This window comes from Enterococcus sp. AZ050, assembly GCF_051715085.1.
GTDB lineage: Bacteria > Bacillota > Bacilli > Lactobacillales > Enterococcaceae > Enterococcus > Enterococcus faecalis.
In genome coordinates this window covers 1290404-1308910 of sequence record NZ_JBIOTC010000001.1, presented here as the reverse complement: position 1 = coordinate 1308910, position 18507 = coordinate 1290404, and the positions used below count along the sequence as shown (strand labels likewise).

Genomic DNA, 18507 nt, shown 5'->3' with positions numbered 1-18507 from the left:
AATTTGCGTGTTATCTGTACGATTTGTTTACATGTTGCATTGTAAACACTTTTTAGGCAATCGTCAAGCAGAAAATAATTAACGTTGCATGAAGAAACTAATAATTGCAAAAATAGCAATGTGAGCTGGATAGAAAATATAAAAGAAATTCCGCATGCCACGGCCTTTTTCACCATTATAAAGAATAATTGGAATCGCTGCTAAAATCATCATCCATTGGTGGTTCGCCCCGAATAGTTCTTGGAAATTATAGCTGGCTGCTGAAATCAACGCAACAACGCCAATCGCTGAAATTTGTAACCACTTTTTGCCATGGAATAAATAAAAAGCCACAGCCAAGAGAACAAATAAAAACCCGCCTTCTGTCATCATTAGTGATGGCACAATCAGATTGAAAAGTTGGAAACCAATTAAGATAGCAGGGTTGCTTAATATGTCTGGAGAACTAAAAACGACGAAAGGTAGAGCACTGATTAATAAAGGCACAATAAACCAAAGAAGCCCTTTACCAATTTGTTTTTGTTTAAAATAGTCCATAGACTGCATGTAGACCGTACCTAAAAATAACGTCCCAAAAATATTATTGATAATTAAGCCACCTGTTGAAAAATACGCATTTAAAATGCCGTTCAGAATCCCCATAATCCAGAAGCCTAACAACAACCGGAACATGTATTTTCGCCGATTGCTTGTGTGAATGAAGCCTTCAGAACTTTCAAATAAGAAAATAGGTGCAGCAATTCGTCCAATCCATCCGAACCAACCAGGCACGCCTAAAAAACTAAAAAATTGCAATAGATGGTCAAAGACCATTGAAATAACCCCAATGACTTTCAAATGAAAGCCAGTTAATGTTTTACCCATAGTATAAACGCCTCTCTTTCATAAAGAACAATATAACAAAGTTCAGAAAAACCAACCATTTATTTGCCTAACAGTTATCTTACAAAATTGTTTGATTTCTTCAGCTTTTGATGAAAGAAAAAAGTGCCAAGACTAGTTTTTATAATTATTCTATGCTATAGTAAAAGTACATTTTAATAAAAAACATTTGGGGTGCTGTTATGGCTGAGATGATACCCATTGAACCTGATGCAGTTAGTACTGTCGCAGGGAAATGCCGATTTACTTTGATTTTTCACGCACTCATTCTGTCCTAGGATGAGTGTGTTTTCTTTTATCAGGGTTTATTTAAGTCACTCCTTTTGCTTTTTGTTAAGAGAAAGGAGTTTTTTTATTGAAAAAATGGTCATTGCAACAAGTCGTCTTACTCGCTTTTTTAGCCTTTTTGTTTGGCGGTGTTTTTATGGGGGCAGGGTTCCTCTATGCGTTATTGAATGCTGCGCTGTTACCATTAGGACTGAGTCCATTTGCCAATGAGCTTTTATTTGGAATGTGGACCATGGTGGCACCAATTGCAGCGATGCTGATTCCACGAGCGGGAAGTGCTGTTTTGGCGGAAGTTTTAGCCGCTTTGGCAGAAATGCTTTATGGTTCGTATTTCGGACCTAGTGTATTAATTTCTGGTGTGATTCAAGGCCTAGGTAGTGAAAGTGGCTTTTTTGTGACACGCTACAAACGGTACGATACACTAACGTTATTTTATAGTGCGATTGGGACGACTATTTTTAGTTATGTGTATGAATACTTTAAGTTTGGTTATGGCAATTACGGTCTGGGGATGAACATTGCTTTAATTAGCGTTCGGTTCGTTTCCATTTGTTTCTTTGGTATTTTCTTAACGAAAGTTATTTTACGAATGTATCAGTCTGCGCAAGGGTTAGCTGTGAAGGCAAAATGAATAGTATCCAATTAAAAGCTGTGTCCTTTTCACGAGAACAACCCTTGTTTGAAAAGACAAATTTAGCAATTCCTCAAGGAACGTTTTCCTTATTAATTGGCGATAGTGGTAGTGGAAAATCAACGCTCTTACGATTGATTGCCGGATTTGCTCCGCTTGATTACCAAGGAGAAATTTTGATTGAAGGAATGGAACGCCGACAATTATCAACTCGTGAAAAGGCGCAAAAAATTGGCATGCTGTTTCAAAATCCCAGTCAACAATTTACAATGAAAACCTTGGAACGAGAACTGATTTTTGCTTTAGAAAATCTAGGAATCCCGCCTGAAGAAATGAATCGAAAAATCCAAACAGCGCTTCAACTTGTTCAGACTCAAACCTTATTCACACGAGAATTAGCGACGTTATCTGGTGGTGAAAAACAAAAAGCGGCGTTGACAGTTCTGCTAGCAATGAACCCAGATATTCTTTTATTAGATGAACCTTTTGCAAGTATTGATCCAACCTCTCGAAAACAATTTATTCAAATTTTAGCAAGACTCCATCAAGCAGGCAAAACGATTTTGGTGTGCGACCACGATTTCAGCGATTACGCTGATGTTGTGGACCAAGTCGTCACGTTGAAAAATGGCCAGTTTGAAAAGCAACCGTTGACGTTTATCAAAACAAAACCGCAGACATTTCAACTCACAAATTCTGCGGTAAAACAACCAATGCTCCAATTGAAAAAAATTCATTTGTCTCAGGGAAAACGAGTACTACTTGAAGAAAAAGAAGCGCTTTTTTTTAAAGGAATTACCACGTTGACGGGGCCAAATGGGGCGGGGAAATCCACCTTATTAAAAGCCATCGTTCAGAGACAAAAATATCAAGGAAAAATGTTCTTGGCAGGCCGCCGCTTGCGGGCTTCAAAAAAATTGTATCAACACATGACATTAGCGGTGCAACAAGCCAATCGTCAGTTTGTCACGTTGACTTTACGAGAAGAGCTTTTGTTTGGTCAGAACATGACAGCAGAAAAAAGAAGAAAACAAGAGGAAGCCTTAACTTTTTTAGGTTTAAAAGAAAAACTAGAGCACAGTGTTTTTCAACTAAGTGAAGGGCAAAAAAAGATGGTGCAATTAATTAGTTTGCTGAGCTTAGATTTGGACTGTTTACTTTTAGATGAACCTTTTGCTGGATTAGATGAGCGAGCATGCAATTATTTTGTTGAATGGATCAAAGAAAAAAGTGCGCAACAAGATTTTCTAATCGTCACGCATCGGCTAGAACCTCTCTCTGGCGTGAGCAATTACCGAATAGAATTGCTGCAGCAACAACTGATTATCTGGCAGGAGGGAACCACATGCAAATAAAGCAAACAAATGCAGCAATTTATGCTTCTTTGATTCTTATTTTGACCTTTGAATTATCTTTTTCTCAGTCAATTTTGGCAAATTTGGCGGTTTTTATGGGTTGTGTCATTTTTTTAATAGGCCAGCGAAAATCCCGCTTACTGCTTTGGTTATTTTTCTTGCCACTTTTACCAGCAATCGGGACGTTTTGGTCTATTTATTTGCATGGTACGAGTAGTCAACAAGCCTGGCTTTTGTTTAGTCGAACGTATGCCTTTGCCGGTTTAGGACTAGCTTTTGCTGTAGGCGTTGATTTTGAAGAATTATTGTTGTTATTGGAACAAAAGGGGCTAGCACCAAACTTTGTTTATGGAATTTTAGTGGTGGTTAACGCCTTACCGGAAGTGAAAAGAGAAATTAATGATTTAAAAGAAGCAAGCCTACTCCGTGGCAAAACGTTTCATTTTTGGTCGCCGATGCTTTATGTTAAAACACTGCTCGTTGCTGTTTCCTGGCGAGATAAATATACGGAAGCAATGTCTGCCCATGGCTATGAAGAAGGAGCCACCAGAAGTTGAAAAGAGCATTTTGTGTCAGCAAAAGTCAGTCTGGGGCTTGCTATTTTGATCATCATTTTTACCAATTTGTTTATTTTTCTAACGTAAAGGAGAAACCTATGACATTTACAGAACAAGCCAAAGAACAAGCGCAAGCTTCTTGGCAAGGAAGTTTACAGCATCCTTTTATCACAGAATTACATGAAGGAACCTTGAGTCCAACGATTTTTCGCTACTATTTAATTCAAGATCATTACTATTTAAAACACTTTAGTCAACTTTATCGCTTGATTGCGGCACAAACGCAACAACCTCGATTGAAAAAATTACTCTTAACAAATGCGGAAAATCTCGCGTTGGGCGAATTAGCTATTCGTGAAACTTTTTTTGAAGAACTAGCGATTACGGAAGAAGAAGTTGCAGAGACACCGATTGCACCAACCGCTTATCACTATGTTTCTCATATGTATCGCCAACTTATTGAAGGAACGCCTAAGACGGCCGCAGCAAGTATGTTGCCTTGTTCTTGGCTCTATCAAGAAATTGGTGCACAGTTAGTCAAACAACACTCACCAGAGCCACTGTACCAACGTTGGATTGAAACCTATGCTGGGGAGGAAGCGTACCAACACGTCCAAGAGGAACGCCAACTGTTAGACCAATTATATGAAGAAAGTTCACCACAAGAACAAGCAGCTATGATCACCGCTTTTGTTATCAGCAGTGAGATGGAATACGCTTTTTGGGAAATGGCCTATACACACGAAACCTGGATTGGTTAATGCAAAAACAAGTCGTTTAGTGCTCGTAACTAACGACTTGTTTTTGCATTAGAACGCAGTAATTGTCAGTTGCTTTTTTGACAGGGCGTGATAAGATATTCAGTGACGCAAAATCTGTTATAACTCGTTTAGTAATAACAGAAACGCCTTGCTAAGAAAGGACTGTAGAAGCCTCATGAATTATCCAGAACCGATTGCAAAATTGATTGAAAGTTATATGAAATTACCAGGAATTGGTCAAAAAACAGCGACACGGCTTGCTTTTTATACAATTGATATGAAAGAAGAAGATGCTAATGCTTTTGCAAAAGCGCTAATTAGTGTCAAGAGAGATCTCCATTTCTGTAGTATTTGCGGAAATATTACTGAAGAAGATCCTTGTGAAATTTGCCAAGATAAAAATCGTGACCGTAGTATTATTTTAGTAGTGGAAGAACCAAAAGACGTTATGGCAATGGAAAAAATGCGTGAATATCAAGGTTTGTATCACGTACTCCACGGGGTGCTTTCACCGATGGAAGGAACAGGACCAGAAGATATTAATATTGCCTCTTTGATCAAACGATTGCACGATGATGAAGTGAAAGAGGTCATTATAGCAACCAACGCTACCACTGAAGGAGAAGCGACGGCGATGTATTTATCACGGCTCATTAAACCAGCTGGAATCACCGTTACTCGTTTGGCACACGGCTTGTCTGTCGGCAGCGATATTGAATATGCAGACGAAATAACCTTGCTAAAAGCAGTCGAAGGACGTCGAGAAATTTAAAAGAAACATCGTTGGAAAAAGAGGTTGAAATCGAAGTAGGTCGTTTCTGTGAGAAAATGTCGCAGTTCAAGCTTTTCCGTACTTCTTTTTCAGTTTCTTTTTTTCAGCGGATGTATCACTTTAAATAGGACATAAGGATTTCAATTAGACTGATAGAGCAAGATGAAGTATAATAGATACAAGTAAAAATTGATTGGAGTTTTCGCACGTGCAGGGTATTTTTATCACATTTGAAGGTCCAGATGGCGCTGGCAAAACCAGTGTTTTGAAGGGAGTTTCTGAAAGATTAGCTAAAGAGTCAAAACGAAAAATTGTCACCACAAGAGAACCAGGCGGCATACCGATTGCCGAAAAGATTCGAACAGTTATTTTAGATCCAAGAAATGACAGAATGGATGAGCGAACAGAAGCTTTACTTTACGCAGCTGCTCGTCGTCAACATTTAGTGGAAAAAATCTTGCCAGCTTTGGAAGCGGGTCATTTAGTCCTATGTGATCGTTTTGTTGACAGCTCATTAGCCTACCAAGGCGCTGGGCGTAGAATTGGGATTGCCCCCATTGCTTCAATTAATGCGTTTGCGACAGAAGGTGTCTCACCAGATTTTACAATTTATTTAGACGTTGACTCAGATACTGGCTTACGGCGGATTCAAGAAAATCGAACACAGCAAATTGATCGCTTAGATTCAGAAGGATTAGAATTTCATCAACGTGTTCGTCATGAATATTTGAAATTAGCAGAAGAAAATCCACAACGGATCAAAAAGATTGATGCACGGATGAGTTTAGAACTTGTAGTAGAAGCAACGTATCAGGCGATTATTGGACGTTATCCAGAAAACTTTTAATTATAGGAAGGTGTAGACCATGAAGATTATTTTAGCCATTGTACAAGACAAAGATAGTAACCGATTAGCCAACGAATTTATTGATGCCAATATTCGTGCTACAAAATTATCCTCAACAGGTGGATTCTTAAAAGCGGGAAACAGCACATTTATTATTGGGATTGATGATGAACGTGTCGACGAAACATTAGCTTTAATTAAAGAAACATGTCAATCAAGAAAACAATATGTTTCAACACCTGTGACTTTAGATATCACAATGGATGGCCAAATTCCTTATCCTGTGGAAGTTGAAGTAGGCGGCGCTACTTGCTTCGTCTTACCAGTTGAAGGATTCCATCAATATTAAGATGAATGAAGCACAACAGCTACAGCAAATGCAACCTTTGCTGTACAAGCAACTCCAAAAAAGTTTTGAGCATGGTCGTCTTGCCCATGCTTATCTTTTTGAAGGAGATACAGGAACTGGAAAACAAGAATTTGGCTTATGGATGGCGAAACATGTCTTTTGTACGAATTTAGTAAATCAACAGCCTTGTAACGAATGCCATAATTGTGTGCGGATTAATGAAAATGAACATCCAGATGTTTTAAGAATTGCGCCAGATGGGCAAACCATCAAAGTGAACCAAATCCGTGAATTAAAAGCGGAGTTTTCTAAAAGTGGGGTCGAGACTGCTAAAAAAGTTTTCTTAATTCAAGAAGCAGATAAAATGAGTACCGGCGCAGCCAATAGTCTCTTAAAATTTTTAGAAGAACCAGAAGGACAAATTTTAGCTATTTTAGAAACCACTTCGCTTTCTCGAATTTTACCAACGATTCAATCACGATGCCAAACCTTACATTTTCAACCATTAGTCAAAAAAACATTAATTGATCGCTTAATCAAACAGGGGATTGGTGAAAAGACTGCAACCCTTTTAGCTGAGCTGACAAATAGTTTTGAGAAAGCAGTTGAAATCTCTCAAGATGAATGGTTTAATGAAGCTAGGGAAATCATTTTGCAATGGTTTAATTATCTAAAAAGTAATGATTTACAGGCATTTATCTACGTTCAGAAGAAAATGGTCAAAGTATTTAAGGAAAAAGAACAACAAGCGCTTAGCTTTGACTTGCTCATGGTTTATTACCGTCAATTATTGGAAGAAAGTGTTGCGACACAGCAAGCCAAAAAAGTAACGGAAGAGCAGGCGGAACGGTTGGCGCTAATTTTGAAAGCACGCCAAAAATGGACTGCCAATGTTAGTTGGCAAAATGTTTGTGAACAATTAGTTATCCAAATGATTCACCCTAAATCATAAAGGAAAAAAGTGCCAAGTGGCATTCAGTTTCATAATATAGTAGGAACTTAGTTGTTTCAGCAAGTTCCTTAACCGATTGAAGCGACGTTCACTTGAACTAGATTAGGAGGAATAAAATGGTAGAAGTAGTAGGAGTTCGCTTCCGTGAAGCCGGTCATATCTATTATTTTGCTCCTGGAAAATCTGAGTATATTTATAATGAGAAAGTACTCGTTGAATCTCAACAGTCAAAACAATTAGCTACTGTTGCTATTCCTAAAAAAACAGTCGATTCAGACGATTTACCAGAGGACCTAAAACCCATTTTAAATAAAGCAACAGCCAATGATTTAGAAAAAGAACAAAAAAATTTGGCTGATGCAGAAGCTGCCAAAAGCATTGCCAATGAAAAAATTCGAGCTCATGACTTAAAAATGAAATTAGTGCGAGTAGAATATACCTTCGATCGTAGCAAAATGATTTTTTACTTTACGGCAGATGGGCGAATTGATTTTCGTGAATTAGTCAAAGACTTAGCGGCTATTTTCCGGACGCGAATTGAGTTACGTCAAATTGGTGTCCGAGATGAAGCGAAAATATTAGGTGGCATTGGCCCTTGTGGCAGACAACTATGTTGCTCAACATTTCTAGGAGATTTTATGCCAGTTTCAATCAAAATGGCTAAAGATCAAGGGTTATCTTTAAATCCTGTCAAAATTTCGGGATTATGTGGCCGCTTAATGTGTTGTTTGAAATATGAAAACGACGAATATGAAGCCGCTAAAAAAGAATTACCAGATTATGGAAAAGAAGTAATAACACCAGATGGCAAAGGCAAAGTCGTCGGGTTGAATCTATTAAGTCGGATTGTCAAAGTTCGTCTGCATGGTCGTGAAATCGCAGCGGATTATGATTACGAAGAAATCAAAGAAGCTACTGCGAAAGTTGCTGCTGAAAAAGGTGATCAAAATGGATAAACGTTCGCTCTATGATGGATTAAATTCGTTGGAAACTGATTTAGACAGTTCAGTGACACAATTAAGAGAAATTAAAGCAGCACTCCATGAGTTGGTAGAAAAAAATACCACGTTGGAAATCGAAAACCAACGCTTACGAGAGCATCTCCAAGAACTGAATAAGTTAGCAGGAAATACAACTGAAACTGAAAAACAAGAGCTATCAAAATCACGTATGAATTTGGAAAAACTTTATGAAGAGGGCTTCCATGTCTGCAATATTTTATATGGTTCAAGACGTGAAAATGATGAAGAATGTGCCTTTTGTCTTGATGTTATTTATGGGGAACGTACGCGTTAAGTCTAGTGGACACTGCAAATAAAAAGGAAAGGTTTGGTTTGACAGTCAATCGATTGTCAAATCAAACCTTTATCTATTTATAGAACGAAAAAGGAAAATGAGGGATGCGCTATGCAAAAACAGAAAAGTTTTGATAAGCAAACAACAAAAGGAAAATTGTATCTTGTCCCAACACCGATCGGCAATTTAGAAGATATGAGTATTCGTTGTTTAAACATATTGAAAGAAGCAACGGTGATTGCTAGTGAGGACACAAGAAACACACAAAAATTGCTAAATCATTTTGAGATTACAACACCACAAATTAGTTTACACGAACATAATTACAAAGAGCGAATTCCTCAACTGATTACACGATTGCTGAGTGGTGAAACGATTGCCCAAGTTAGCGATGCAGGTATGCCTTCAATTAGTGATCCTGGTCATGAATTGGTTACAGCATGTCTTGAAGAAGAACTGGCAGTGATTGCCTTGCCAGGACCTACGGCAGGAATGACCGCCTTGATTGCCTCGGGTCTTTTACCACAGCCATTTACGTTTTATGGTTTTTTACCAAGAAAGAAAAAAGAACAGAAAGACGTGTTATCAGCATTAAAAGAAGAACGGCCGACACAGATTTTTTATGAGTCCCCCTATCGGATTGCTAAAACGGTAGCAACGTTTGCTGAAGTCTATGGTCAAGAACGCCCCGCTGTGATTTGTCGAGAATTAACGAAACTTCATGAAGAGTATTTGCGTGGTACCTTAGGTGAACTAACAGAATATTTAGCAGAAAATACGCTAAAAGGCGAGTGTTGTTTATTAGTTAGCGGATTTACTGGTGAGAAAGAGACAATAGCAGCAATGCCAGCTATTTCCCTCAAGGAACATGTGCAAGTTTTAATGGAGGAAGAGGGACGGAGTTCCAAAGAGGCAATCAAAGAAGTGGCCAAATTGAGAAATGTAAAAAAACAAGAAGTATATAAAGAATATCATTCCATTTAAAAAAGGAGAGAAACATGAGTAATTTATTGCGAGCAGAAGGCGTGTCTTATCAAGTAAATGGTCGTAGCATTCTTTCTGATATTGATTTGTCATTTGAAACAGGCAGCAATACAACAATTGTTGGTCCTTCAGGTAGCGGGAAAAGTACATTTTTAAAAATTTTATCTTCATTATTAAGTCCTACAGAAGGCGAAATTTTTTATCAAGAAGCGCCAATTACTACAATGCCAATCGAAACATACCGCCAAAAGGTTTCTTATTGTTTTCAGCAGCCAACTTTATTTGGTGAAACCGTGTATGATAATTTATTATTTCCATTTACCGTCAGACAAGAAGCGTTTAATCAGGAAAAAGTCGTGGCATTGCTCCAACAAGTGAAATTGCCCGCTGCTTATCTTGAAAAGAAAATAGCTGAACTCTCTGGTGGTGAGCGACAACGGGTTGCTTTGCTACGAAACATTATTTTTGTACCAGATGTTTTATTATTAGACGAAGTTACAACGGGATTAGATGAAGAAAGCAAACAGATTGTCAATCAATTGTTAAACCAATTAAACAAAGAGCAAGGAGTCACGCTGGTTCGTGTCACGCATGATACCGAAGAAATTCAGCAAGCACAGCAAGTGATTCGTATTGTAGCAGGAAAGGTGGCGCCGACAGATGGATTTAGCAGTTAATAATTTATCCTTATTTTTTTCAGCCATGCTAGTGGTGGTCGCATTAATTATTAGTACTAAAGAAAAATTAGGTTTTACCAAAGATATTATTATTAGTGTGATTCGAGCAGTCATTCAATTAGTCGCAGTCGGCTATTTATTAAAATATGTTTTTCAAGTCAATAACCTGATTTTAACGCTCATCATGGTTTTGGTGATTGTTTCCAACGCAGCCTTTAATGCAAAAAAACGCAGCCAGCAATTACAAAAGGGCTTTTTGATTTCTTTCATTGCAATTGGTTGTAGTACAGGAATTACCATTGGTATTTTGATTTTTTCTGGTTCTATTAAATTTATTCCTTCTCAAATCATTCCTATCAGTGGGATGATTGCCAGCAATTCGATGGTGGCAATTGGTTTATGCTATCGCAATTTAGATACTCTTTTTCAAAACCAACGGCAAGCGGTAATGGAGAAACTAGCATTAGGTGCAACTATCAAACTCGCCTCTTTACCAATCATCCAACAAAGTGTGAAAACCGGGATGGCGCCGACGATTGATTCTGCCAAAACTGTCGGAATTGTTAGTTTGCCTGGGATGATGTCAGGCTTGATTTTTGCGGGCGTTGATCCGGTCCATGCGATAAAATATCAGATTATGGTGACTTTTATGTTGCTATCAGCAACAAGTATTGGTTCAGTGATTGCAACTTATCTTGCCTATAAAGGCTACTATAATCAACAAAAACAATTGGTTGTTTAATTAAAAAGCTGGAAATCTGTGTTTATAACTTCACGGATTTTCAGCTTTTTCTGGTTGAAATAAAGAAGTTTCAATTTGAAAAAGAACGGACGTTCGTATATAATGGAGGGAGGAGGCGAATCAAAATGATGAGCGAATTACGTTTTCCCTTAAAAAAAGATACGTCGAGAAAAATTATACATATAGATATGGACGCGTTTTTTGCTTCAGTTGAAGAACGAGATCATCCAGAGTTAGTAGGACATCCGTTAGTTATTGCGCGCCATCCAAGTGATACTGGGGGCAAAGGAGTGGTGACCACAGCGAATTATATTGCTCGACAGTACGGTATTCACTCGGCTATGAGTGCTCAAAAGGCGTATGAACTATGTCCAAGTGCCATTTTTAAGCCAGGTAATTATCAGAAATATAGTGAAATTTCTCAAGAAATCCGTGAAATTTTTCGCCGCTATACAGATGTGATTGAACCAGTATCTATTGACGAAGCGTATTTAGATGTAACTGAAAATAAGGTCAACAGTAAGTCGGCTATTAAAATTGCGAAAATGATCCAATATGATATTTGGCATGAATTGCAGTTAACTTGCTCGGCAGGTGTTAGTTACAATAAGTTTTTAGCCAAGTTAGCATCAGATTTTCAGAAACCAAAGGGCCTGACGGTTGTCTTACCAGAAGAGGCCGAAGATTTTTTGAAAGCATTACCGATTGAAGATTTCCACGGAATCGGCAAAAAAACAGTGCCCAAAATGCATGAACTAGGGATTTTTACTGGAGCAGATTTATACAAGCAAGATGAGATGACGTTGATTCGGTTATTCGGTAAAATGGGTTATTCATTGTATCGTAAAGTCCGCGGTATCCATGATGCGCCAGTTCAAGTGACTAGAGATCGTAAGTCGGTAGGCAAGGAACATACTTACGGCACCCCTTTAACGACGGAAGAGCAGGTTACGGCTCAATTGAGACAATTAGCAGCAGGTGTTGAGCGTGCATTGCAACGAGTGCAAAAACATGGCAAAACAGTAGTCCTGAAAGTTCGTTATACTGACTATACGACGATTACGAAACGTGTGACATTACCTGAATATATTTCTAAAAAAGAAGAACTTTTCTATCAAGCGAATTTAATTTGGGAAGATATTTTAGGTTTAGAACAAGGAATCCGTTTATTAGGCATTACTTTAACGAATTTAGATCCACTAGCGTATGAAAACATTGTTTTACCTTTATGGGAAAAAAGTTAGCCCTTTAGACACATCCTCAAGAGATGGCTAAAGGGCTAACTTTTTTAAATTGATTTTTTGATTTGTTCATAAGACGTTTCGGCGTCATGACATTTTTCCCAAATAACAGCTTTGCCAGCAGCAAGTGATTTGGGTACATCAATAATCCGTTGATTACTACTGCCACGAAATTGTAAATTTAAATTACGTTTTGCCAGTTCAAAGCGCCCATCAACTAAAATGTCAATTGAATGGAGTAGTTCAAGCTTATCAGGCGTTTCTAAAAGTAGTTCTTCAAAGGTATACCCAGACCAAGACCAGATATCTTTGGCTGAGCCAAATGTTTCCCGCACACGTTTGACTACACTAAGACAAACATCTGTATTCAGAAAAGGTTCACCACCCAAAAGAGTCAAACCTTGGACATAGTCATGGGACAAATCTTCAATAATTTGATTCATTAAAGATTCTGTAAACGGCGTACCGTAATTGAAATTTTGGACAGCTTTGTTAAAACAACCTTCACAAGCAAAGAGACAGCCACTCACGTATAAACTATTGCGTACACCTTCGCCATCAACAAAGTTGAACGCTTTGTAATCGGCAATCTTTTTTTGGCTGTAGTCTTCGGTTTTCCATTCTTGTGGTTTCGGATTACGCATCAGCAAAACTTCTTTCTATAGAATAATCGAGTTTAATTTTTTAAATGTTTCACACGAGAGGAAATTTCTTTGTGCCGACCGTGTACCATTGGGCGAGCTTGTGGGTTACCTAAATAACCACAAGTCCGTTTAACGACATCACAAGTCTTAGGATCATGATTGCCACATTCTGGACATTCAAAGCCACGTTCAGTTGGATGGAAGTCCCCTTCAAAACCACAGGCATAACAATGATCAATTGGCGTATTGGTTCCTAAATAGCCAACTTTGTCATAAGCGTAATCCCAGACAGCTTCAAGTGCTTTGGGATTTTGCTGTAACATGGGGTATTCACAGTAGTGGATAAAACCACCAGAACAGTATTTTGGATAATCCTTTTCAAAATCAAGTTTTTCAAAAGGCGTTGGATTTTTGCGTACATCATAATGGAAACTATTTGTGTAATATTCTTTATCTGTAATATTTTCGACGATGCCAAATTTTTCAGTATCTAAACGGCAAAAACGGTCAGTCAAGCTTTCGCTCGGTGTAGAGTAGACACTAAAATGATAGCCGTATTCGTTGCCCCAGTTGTCGGCATTTTTTTTCAGTTCTTTTAAAATATCCAGTGTAAAGTTTTTGGCCTCTTGATTGTCCTCCCAAGCACCGCCGTAAAAGGCAGAAGCCACTTCATACAAGCCAATATAGCCAAGCGAAACCGTGGCACGTTTGTTTTTAAACAGTTCATCTACGGCATCCTGTGTAGCTAAACGTTTTCCAAATGCACCATACATGTATAAAATCGGTGCATTCGCTGGTTTAGCTTCTTTAACACGTTCAACCCGATAAACCAAAGCATCTTTAACGATCGCTAAACGTTCATTTAAAATTTGCCAGAACTTTTCTTGGCTTCCTTGCGCTTCTAAAGCGATTCTTGGTAAGTTCAAGGTCACAACGCCTAAATTCATTCGGCCAACATTTACTTCTTCACCTTGTTCGTCTTTCCAGCCTTGTAAAAAGGAACGACAGCCCATTGGTACCTTAAAACTACCTGTTAGTTCAACGATTTTATCATAGTTTAAAACATCAGGATACATGCGTTTCGTTGCGCATTCCAGTGCCAGTTGTTTAATATCGTAGTTTGGATCAGTAGGTTGCGCATTGACGCCGCGTTTAATTGTGAAAATCAGTTTTGGGAAAATAGCTGTTCGTTTTTCAATCCCTAAACCATTAATTCGGATTTGTAAAATCGCCCGTTGAATTTCTCGCTCAAACCAGTTGGTACCTAAACCAAATCCCAGAGAAGTAAAAGGGGTTTGTCCATTGGAAGTAAATAAAGTATTAATTTCATACTCAAGACTTTGCATGGCATCAAAAATATCTTTTTTCGTTTTCTTCTGAGCGAATGCTTTTTGGCGTTCTTCTCCTTCAATCCATTCTTGCGCATCTGCTAAATGTTTTTCATAATTACGTTCTGCAAAAGGCGCTAATAATTCATCAATCCGATCGGCAGAGCATCCACCATATTGACTGGAAGCTACATTGGCAATAATTTGAGAAATTTGTGCAGTGGCCGTTTGAATTGATTTTGGTGATTCGACATCAGCGTTCCCAATTTTAAAGCCATTGTTTAGCATGCCTTTAAAATCAATTAAACAGCAGTTTGTCATGGGAGTATATGGATGATAATCTAAATCGTGGTAATGAATGTCGCCTTTTTGATGGGCATTAGCCACGTGTGAAGGCAACATCTTTAAACCAATTGATTTTCCAACAATCCCAGCGGTTAGATCACGTTGCGTATTAAAAACGTCACTGTCTTTGTTGGCATTTTCGTTCACGACAGTCTGATCTTTATTAATTAATTTGCCGATAGATACATTAATATCAGTCGCTTTACTACGCTCAAAATCACGTTGGGTTCTGTAATGAATGTATTCTTCGGCTAAGGCATATTCGTTGTTGGATAGCAGAGTATGTTCCACAATATTTTGAATTTCATAAATTTTTACGTTATTGGTAAAACGTTCGGCAATTTCTCGATTGACATCGGCAACAATCGATTGGACTTTTTGATGTGTCAAAGGAGTGACTTGGTCATGTATTTTTTGTTCAGCTTTGATCAAAGCGTCGTATATTTTTTGATCATCGAAAGTCACTAAACGACCATCTCGTTTGACGACTTTAATTGTTGAGAGATTAACATCCTCGGCTTTTTCATCAGTAATCTTCATCATTTTATCCAGCTCCTTATATCTCGTTAGTAACTATCCTAATACAAAGGTCGGCTAAATTCAATCGATATATTGCGTATTTTTAGTAAAATATCACTAGACAAACACTATATATTGTGCTTGTGTTGTTTTGAAAAAATATGAAAACAAATGAAGAAAAGGATTGAGCAAATTTTTTTGCGTGAAAAAAATTCTTTGTCCAAATTAAAAAACAGCAAAGAGTTTTTTGCCAAATTGCTAAAAGCAACACTAAAAAATAACAATTATTAAATAATAATTGTTTGCGGATTTATTCACGAAATGCCAATTATTCTTTGACTACCGAACGATATTGTAAGATAAAACGATGTTCATTCAGATTTTTTCTTGGTAAAATAAGAGTAATAACAAAACGTTGGAGCGAGAAAAATGAAAAAAATTGTAGAAGTAAACCATGTCAGCAAGACATATGGTCGTTTAAATAATAAAACAGAAGTATTAGATAATATTTCGTTTACCGTTGATGAAGGCGAATTTGTGGGGATTATGGGTCCCAGCGGTGCTGGGAAATCAACACTGTTGAATGTCTTATCCTCGATTATTTTGCCAACCGCAGGAATCGTGCGCATCGCCGGACAAGATATTTTAAAAATGCGAGATAATCAATTAAGTGATTTTCGGAGAAACGAAATGGGGTTTATTTTTCAATCGTTTAACCTAATTGATACGTTAAATGTGAAGGACAATATTCTGTTGCCTTTAGCTGTAGAAAAAGTTTCATTAGAAGAAATGGATAAACGTTTGTTACATGTGACTTCGATTTTGGGGATTCAGGAGCTTTTATCTGCTTATCCACCAGAGATATCTGTGGGACAAAAACAACGGGTAGCAGCTGCTCGTGCTTTGATTACGAACCCTAAAATTATTTTTGCAGATGAACCAACTGGCTCGCTGGATTCAAAATCAGCAACAGAATTGTTGAAATATTTAGCTGAAATTAATCTACATGATGATGCCACAATTTTGATGGTGACACATGACCCGTACACGGCCAGTTTTTGCAATCGCATCTTATTCATTAAAGACGGTGCGATTTTCTCAGAAGTTGTTCGTCAAGGATCACGTAAGGAATTTTTTAATCGTGTGATAGATATGCAAGCAACGATTGGTGGAGGCGGGCGCGCAAATGATTTTTAAACTATCATTAAAAAATTTAAAAGCTCATGTACCTAATTATCTGGTTTATTACATTAGTATGACTTTTGCAGCGGTCGTTTATTATTGTTTTCGTGCGATTGCATACAACCAGCCTCTTGTCGCAGGTGCAGGCCGTGATATCGAAATTAAGCGATCTTTAGGACTTGGTAGTACCTTAGTCACGATTATTATTTTGGGCTTTATGTTGGCAGCAAATCGTTTTTTTATAGGAAAACGTAGCCAAGAAATTGGATTGTATCGATTAATTGGCTTGAGAAAGAGCCAAGTTTCACTAATTTTTTTAGTGGAAAATTTAGTTTTAGGCTTTGTTTCACTAATTAATGGGATTATTCTAGGAGTGATTTTTACCAAGTTGTTTTCAATGATTTTAGCCAAAGTTATGTTTTTAGAAGTGCCCAGTTTCTTCTATATTTCTTGGCGTTCCGTTATTGAAACCGGTGTAGCTTTTGCATTTATGATTTTGATTGTCTGCTTAAGAAGTATTTGGATGATTTATCGTTATCCATTGTCGCAGCTTATGCACCAAGAAAAAATTGGTCAAATTAATTATAGTCGTTTAACGAAACGGCGGCAGTTTCTAGGTATTTTAGGTCCTATTTGTTTACTGGCTGGTTATTTTATTGCGTTTGATTTTCGGAATTTAGCGACAGGTATTGTGTATAAACAATTAAATGAATCATTGGATATCTCGATTCCAATGATTATTACGTTGACGCCTTTTATCATTTTGGGTCTATGTGTGGTGGGAACGTATTTATTTTTCCGTTATACCATGTATTTTATCATTCGCTTATTTAATCATAGAAAAAAATGGTATTACCAAGATTTACGAATGATTACTTTAGGCAATGCCAAACGCTACTTATTTAAAAGTAGCAAAACACTCACTGGTTTGACCTTATTAATTGCGACAGCCTTGAGTGGGATCGGCGTGATGGTTTTTGTGTATACGATTAGTATGCACACGGTCAACAGTGATGGTCCCGTGGACTTTTTAGTTTCACAGGAAAGCTATCCTAAATTGAAGAAAGTTCTCGATGAAGCGAAGGACACCAAAATAAAAAATGAAGTGATACTTTCTTATAAAATTACTGGAATTGAACGCAGTTTGCGAATTGGTCAAGCGCAAGAGGAACAAGAAACGATTGAAGCAGTTAATGTTTTATCCTTCTCCAACTACCGCAACTATCAAAAAATTAATCCTTATTTAAACGATTTACATTTAAAAAATGACCAAAGTGTTATCTATATGGATAGCTTTACCAATATTTTAAGTGGTATGTCTCGTTATGAATCGAAACTGCAATTTGTTGAAGGAGAGAAGGCACAACTGCAACAAGTGCTGCCTAACTATCTAGGCAATTTTTTATTGCAATATTCCTTACCAACGATTGTCGTTTCCGATGCCCTTTATCAGAAAGTGACAAAAAATTCCATTCAGTATCAGATTAACGCCGTAAATGTTGACACGAAAAGCCGTGAAAAACTTTATGAAGCCGTAAATAAACAGATTGCCACAGAATGGCAAGCGCCAATTTTGTATAAGTATGAAAAAAATAACCAGCAGTTGAGTGGTTTTGCCAAACAAATGCCTAACGAAGAGGTAAAGAATACGCAAGATGATGTCACAGAAACTTGGCGGCTAAATATGAATGATCGCTACGCCTCTTTACGCTATGAACGAAAAATTAACGGCTTGACTTTATATGTCTCCATGTTTGTGGCAATTTTAGCGTTGTTTATTACGGGCAGTATTTTGATGTTACGACAACTGTTTTCAGCTGTAAGTGAGCGTCAAGATTACGTGACTTTAAAACGGATGGGTGTTTCTAGTAAAGCGATAACTAAGCAAATTTATCGACAGAATAGTTTGATTTTCTTTCCGCCGATGGTCATTGGGATTTTGCATACCACCTTTGCCATTTATTTGTTAAGCCAATTTATTAAGAGTCCAGGATATTTGTTAGTATATCTTTCTTGTGGAATCTTAATAATTGTTTATCTAATTTTTTATATTTTAACGTCTGCCATTTATGCGCGGATGATTCGACACATCCATTTTTAAAAAACTGTAAAAGCCGTTGTGAAGCGGTTTTTACAGTTTCTTTATGCGAAAAAA

Annotated in this window: 18 protein-coding genes, 1 pseudogene and 1 riboswitch; of the genes and pseudogenes, 16 read left to right on the top strand and 3 right to left on the bottom strand. The window is 37.6% G+C overall.

From position 1 onward, the window contains the following. Positions 1-78: 78 nt before the first annotated feature. Complete coding sequence (locus IGJ04_RS06335; RefSeq protein ID WP_002382491.1) at positions 79-864, bottom strand: TraX family protein; 786 nt, start codon at positions 862-864, stop codon at positions 79-81. Between the two features lie 178 nt (positions 865-1042). Beyond that, positions 1043-1133, top strand: a riboswitch (TPP riboswitch). 104 nt (positions 1134-1237) lie between these two features. Here IGJ04_RS06335 and IGJ04_RS06330 point away from each other — a divergent pair. From IGJ04_RS06330 to dinB, 14 genes and pseudogenes are all read left to right on the top strand, one after another. Continuing rightward, a complete protein-coding gene (locus tag IGJ04_RS06330) occupies positions 1238-1801 on the top strand; it encodes an ECF transporter S component (RefSeq protein ID WP_002359429.1) in 564 nt (187 codons plus the stop codon). After that, entirely contained in the window at positions 1798-3156 is a 1359-nt protein-coding gene (locus IGJ04_RS06325) for an ABC transporter ATP-binding protein (RefSeq protein WP_438840050.1), read from the top strand. The genes IGJ04_RS06330 and IGJ04_RS06325 overlap by 4 nt, the downstream gene beginning before the upstream one ends. Continuing rightward, positions 3147-3800: pseudogene (locus tag IGJ04_RS06320) on the top strand (CbiQ family ECF transporter T component). The gene IGJ04_RS06325 and the pseudogene IGJ04_RS06320 overlap by 10 nt, the downstream one beginning before the upstream one ends. Positions 3801-3811: 11 nt before the next feature. Beyond that, entirely contained in the window at positions 3812-4474 is a 663-nt protein-coding gene (gene tenA / locus IGJ04_RS06315; protein ID WP_438840049.1) for a thiaminase II, read from the top strand. Positions 4475-4649: 175 nt separating this feature from the next. Further along, the gene (recR, locus tag IGJ04_RS06310; RefSeq protein ID WP_002356363.1) at positions 4650-5246 is read left to right on the top strand and encodes a recombination mediator RecR; all 597 of its coding nucleotides are present in this window, start codon (positions 4650-4652) and stop codon (positions 5244-5246) included. A 208-nt stretch (positions 5247-5454) separates the two neighbouring features. Next, entirely contained in the window at positions 5455-6093 is a 639-nt protein-coding gene (gene tmk / locus IGJ04_RS06305) for a dTMP kinase (protein WP_438840048.1), read from the top strand. A gap of 19 nt (positions 6094-6112) precedes the next feature. After that, on the top strand, positions 6113-6442 hold the full coding sequence (locus IGJ04_RS06300; protein ID WP_002356367.1) for a cyclic-di-AMP receptor: 330 nt from the start codon (positions 6113-6115) through the stop codon (positions 6440-6442). Position 6443: 1 nt separating this feature from the next. Beyond that, positions 6444-7394, top strand: a complete 951-nt coding sequence (gene holB, locus IGJ04_RS06295; protein WP_002384059.1) for a DNA polymerase III subunit delta' — start codon at positions 6444-6446, stop codon at positions 7392-7394. A gap of 116 nt (positions 7395-7510) precedes the next feature. Beyond that, positions 7511-8350 (top strand): PSP1 domain-containing protein, encoded by an 840-nt coding sequence (locus IGJ04_RS06290; RefSeq protein ID WP_002356371.1) that lies wholly within the window; start codon positions 7511-7513, stop codon positions 8348-8350. Further along, complete coding sequence (locus IGJ04_RS06285; protein ID WP_002356372.1) at positions 8343-8690, top strand: DNA replication initiation control protein YabA; 348 nt, start codon at positions 8343-8345, stop codon at positions 8688-8690. The genes IGJ04_RS06290 and IGJ04_RS06285 overlap by 8 nt, the downstream gene beginning before the upstream one ends. Before the next feature lie 111 nt (positions 8691-8801). Then, positions 8802-9674 (top strand): 16S rRNA (cytidine(1402)-2'-O)-methyltransferase, encoded by an 873-nt coding sequence (gene rsmI, locus IGJ04_RS06280; protein ID WP_002356373.1) that lies wholly within the window; start codon positions 8802-8804, stop codon positions 9672-9674. Positions 9675-9688: 14 nt separating this feature from the next. After that, on the top strand, positions 9689-10351 hold the full coding sequence (locus IGJ04_RS06275; RefSeq protein WP_002356375.1) for an ABC transporter ATP-binding protein: 663 nt from the start codon (positions 9689-9691) through the stop codon (positions 10349-10351). After that, entirely contained in the window at positions 10335-11093 is a 759-nt protein-coding gene (locus IGJ04_RS06270; protein ID WP_002356377.1) for an ABC transporter permease, read from the top strand. The genes IGJ04_RS06275 and IGJ04_RS06270 overlap by 17 nt, the downstream gene beginning before the upstream one ends. Positions 11094-11221: 128 nt before the next feature. Continuing rightward, positions 11222-12337 carry a DNA polymerase IV gene (gene dinB, locus IGJ04_RS06265; RefSeq protein ID WP_023894966.1) on the top strand — a complete coding sequence of 372 codons (1116 nt, stop codon included), beginning with the start codon at positions 11222-11224 and terminating at the stop codon, positions 12335-12337. A gap of 44 nt (positions 12338-12381) precedes the next feature. Here the strand turns inward: dinB and nrdG are convergent, their stop codons facing one another. Further along, a complete protein-coding gene (gene nrdG, locus IGJ04_RS06260; protein ID WP_002356379.1) occupies positions 12382-12978 on the bottom strand; it encodes an anaerobic ribonucleoside-triphosphate reductase activating protein in 597 nt (198 codons plus the stop codon). Between the two features lie 32 nt (positions 12979-13010). Beyond that, positions 13011-15194, bottom strand: coding sequence for an anaerobic ribonucleoside-triphosphate reductase (nrdD, locus tag IGJ04_RS06255; RefSeq protein WP_002382497.1), 2184 nt, complete (start codon positions 15192-15194; stop codon positions 13011-13013). A gap of 405 nt (positions 15195-15599) precedes the next feature. Between nrdD and IGJ04_RS06250 the strand changes: the two genes are divergently transcribed. Then, complete coding sequence (locus tag IGJ04_RS06250) at positions 15600-16367, top strand: ABC transporter ATP-binding protein (RefSeq protein ID WP_002356382.1); 768 nt, start codon at positions 15600-15602, stop codon at positions 16365-16367. After that, positions 16357-18453: an FtsX-like permease family protein gene (locus IGJ04_RS06245; protein ID WP_438840047.1), complete on the top strand. Its 2097-nt coding sequence runs from the start codon at positions 16357-16359 to the stop codon at positions 18451-18453. The genes IGJ04_RS06250 and IGJ04_RS06245 overlap by 11 nt, the downstream gene beginning before the upstream one ends. Positions 18454-18507 lie beyond the last annotated feature (54 nt).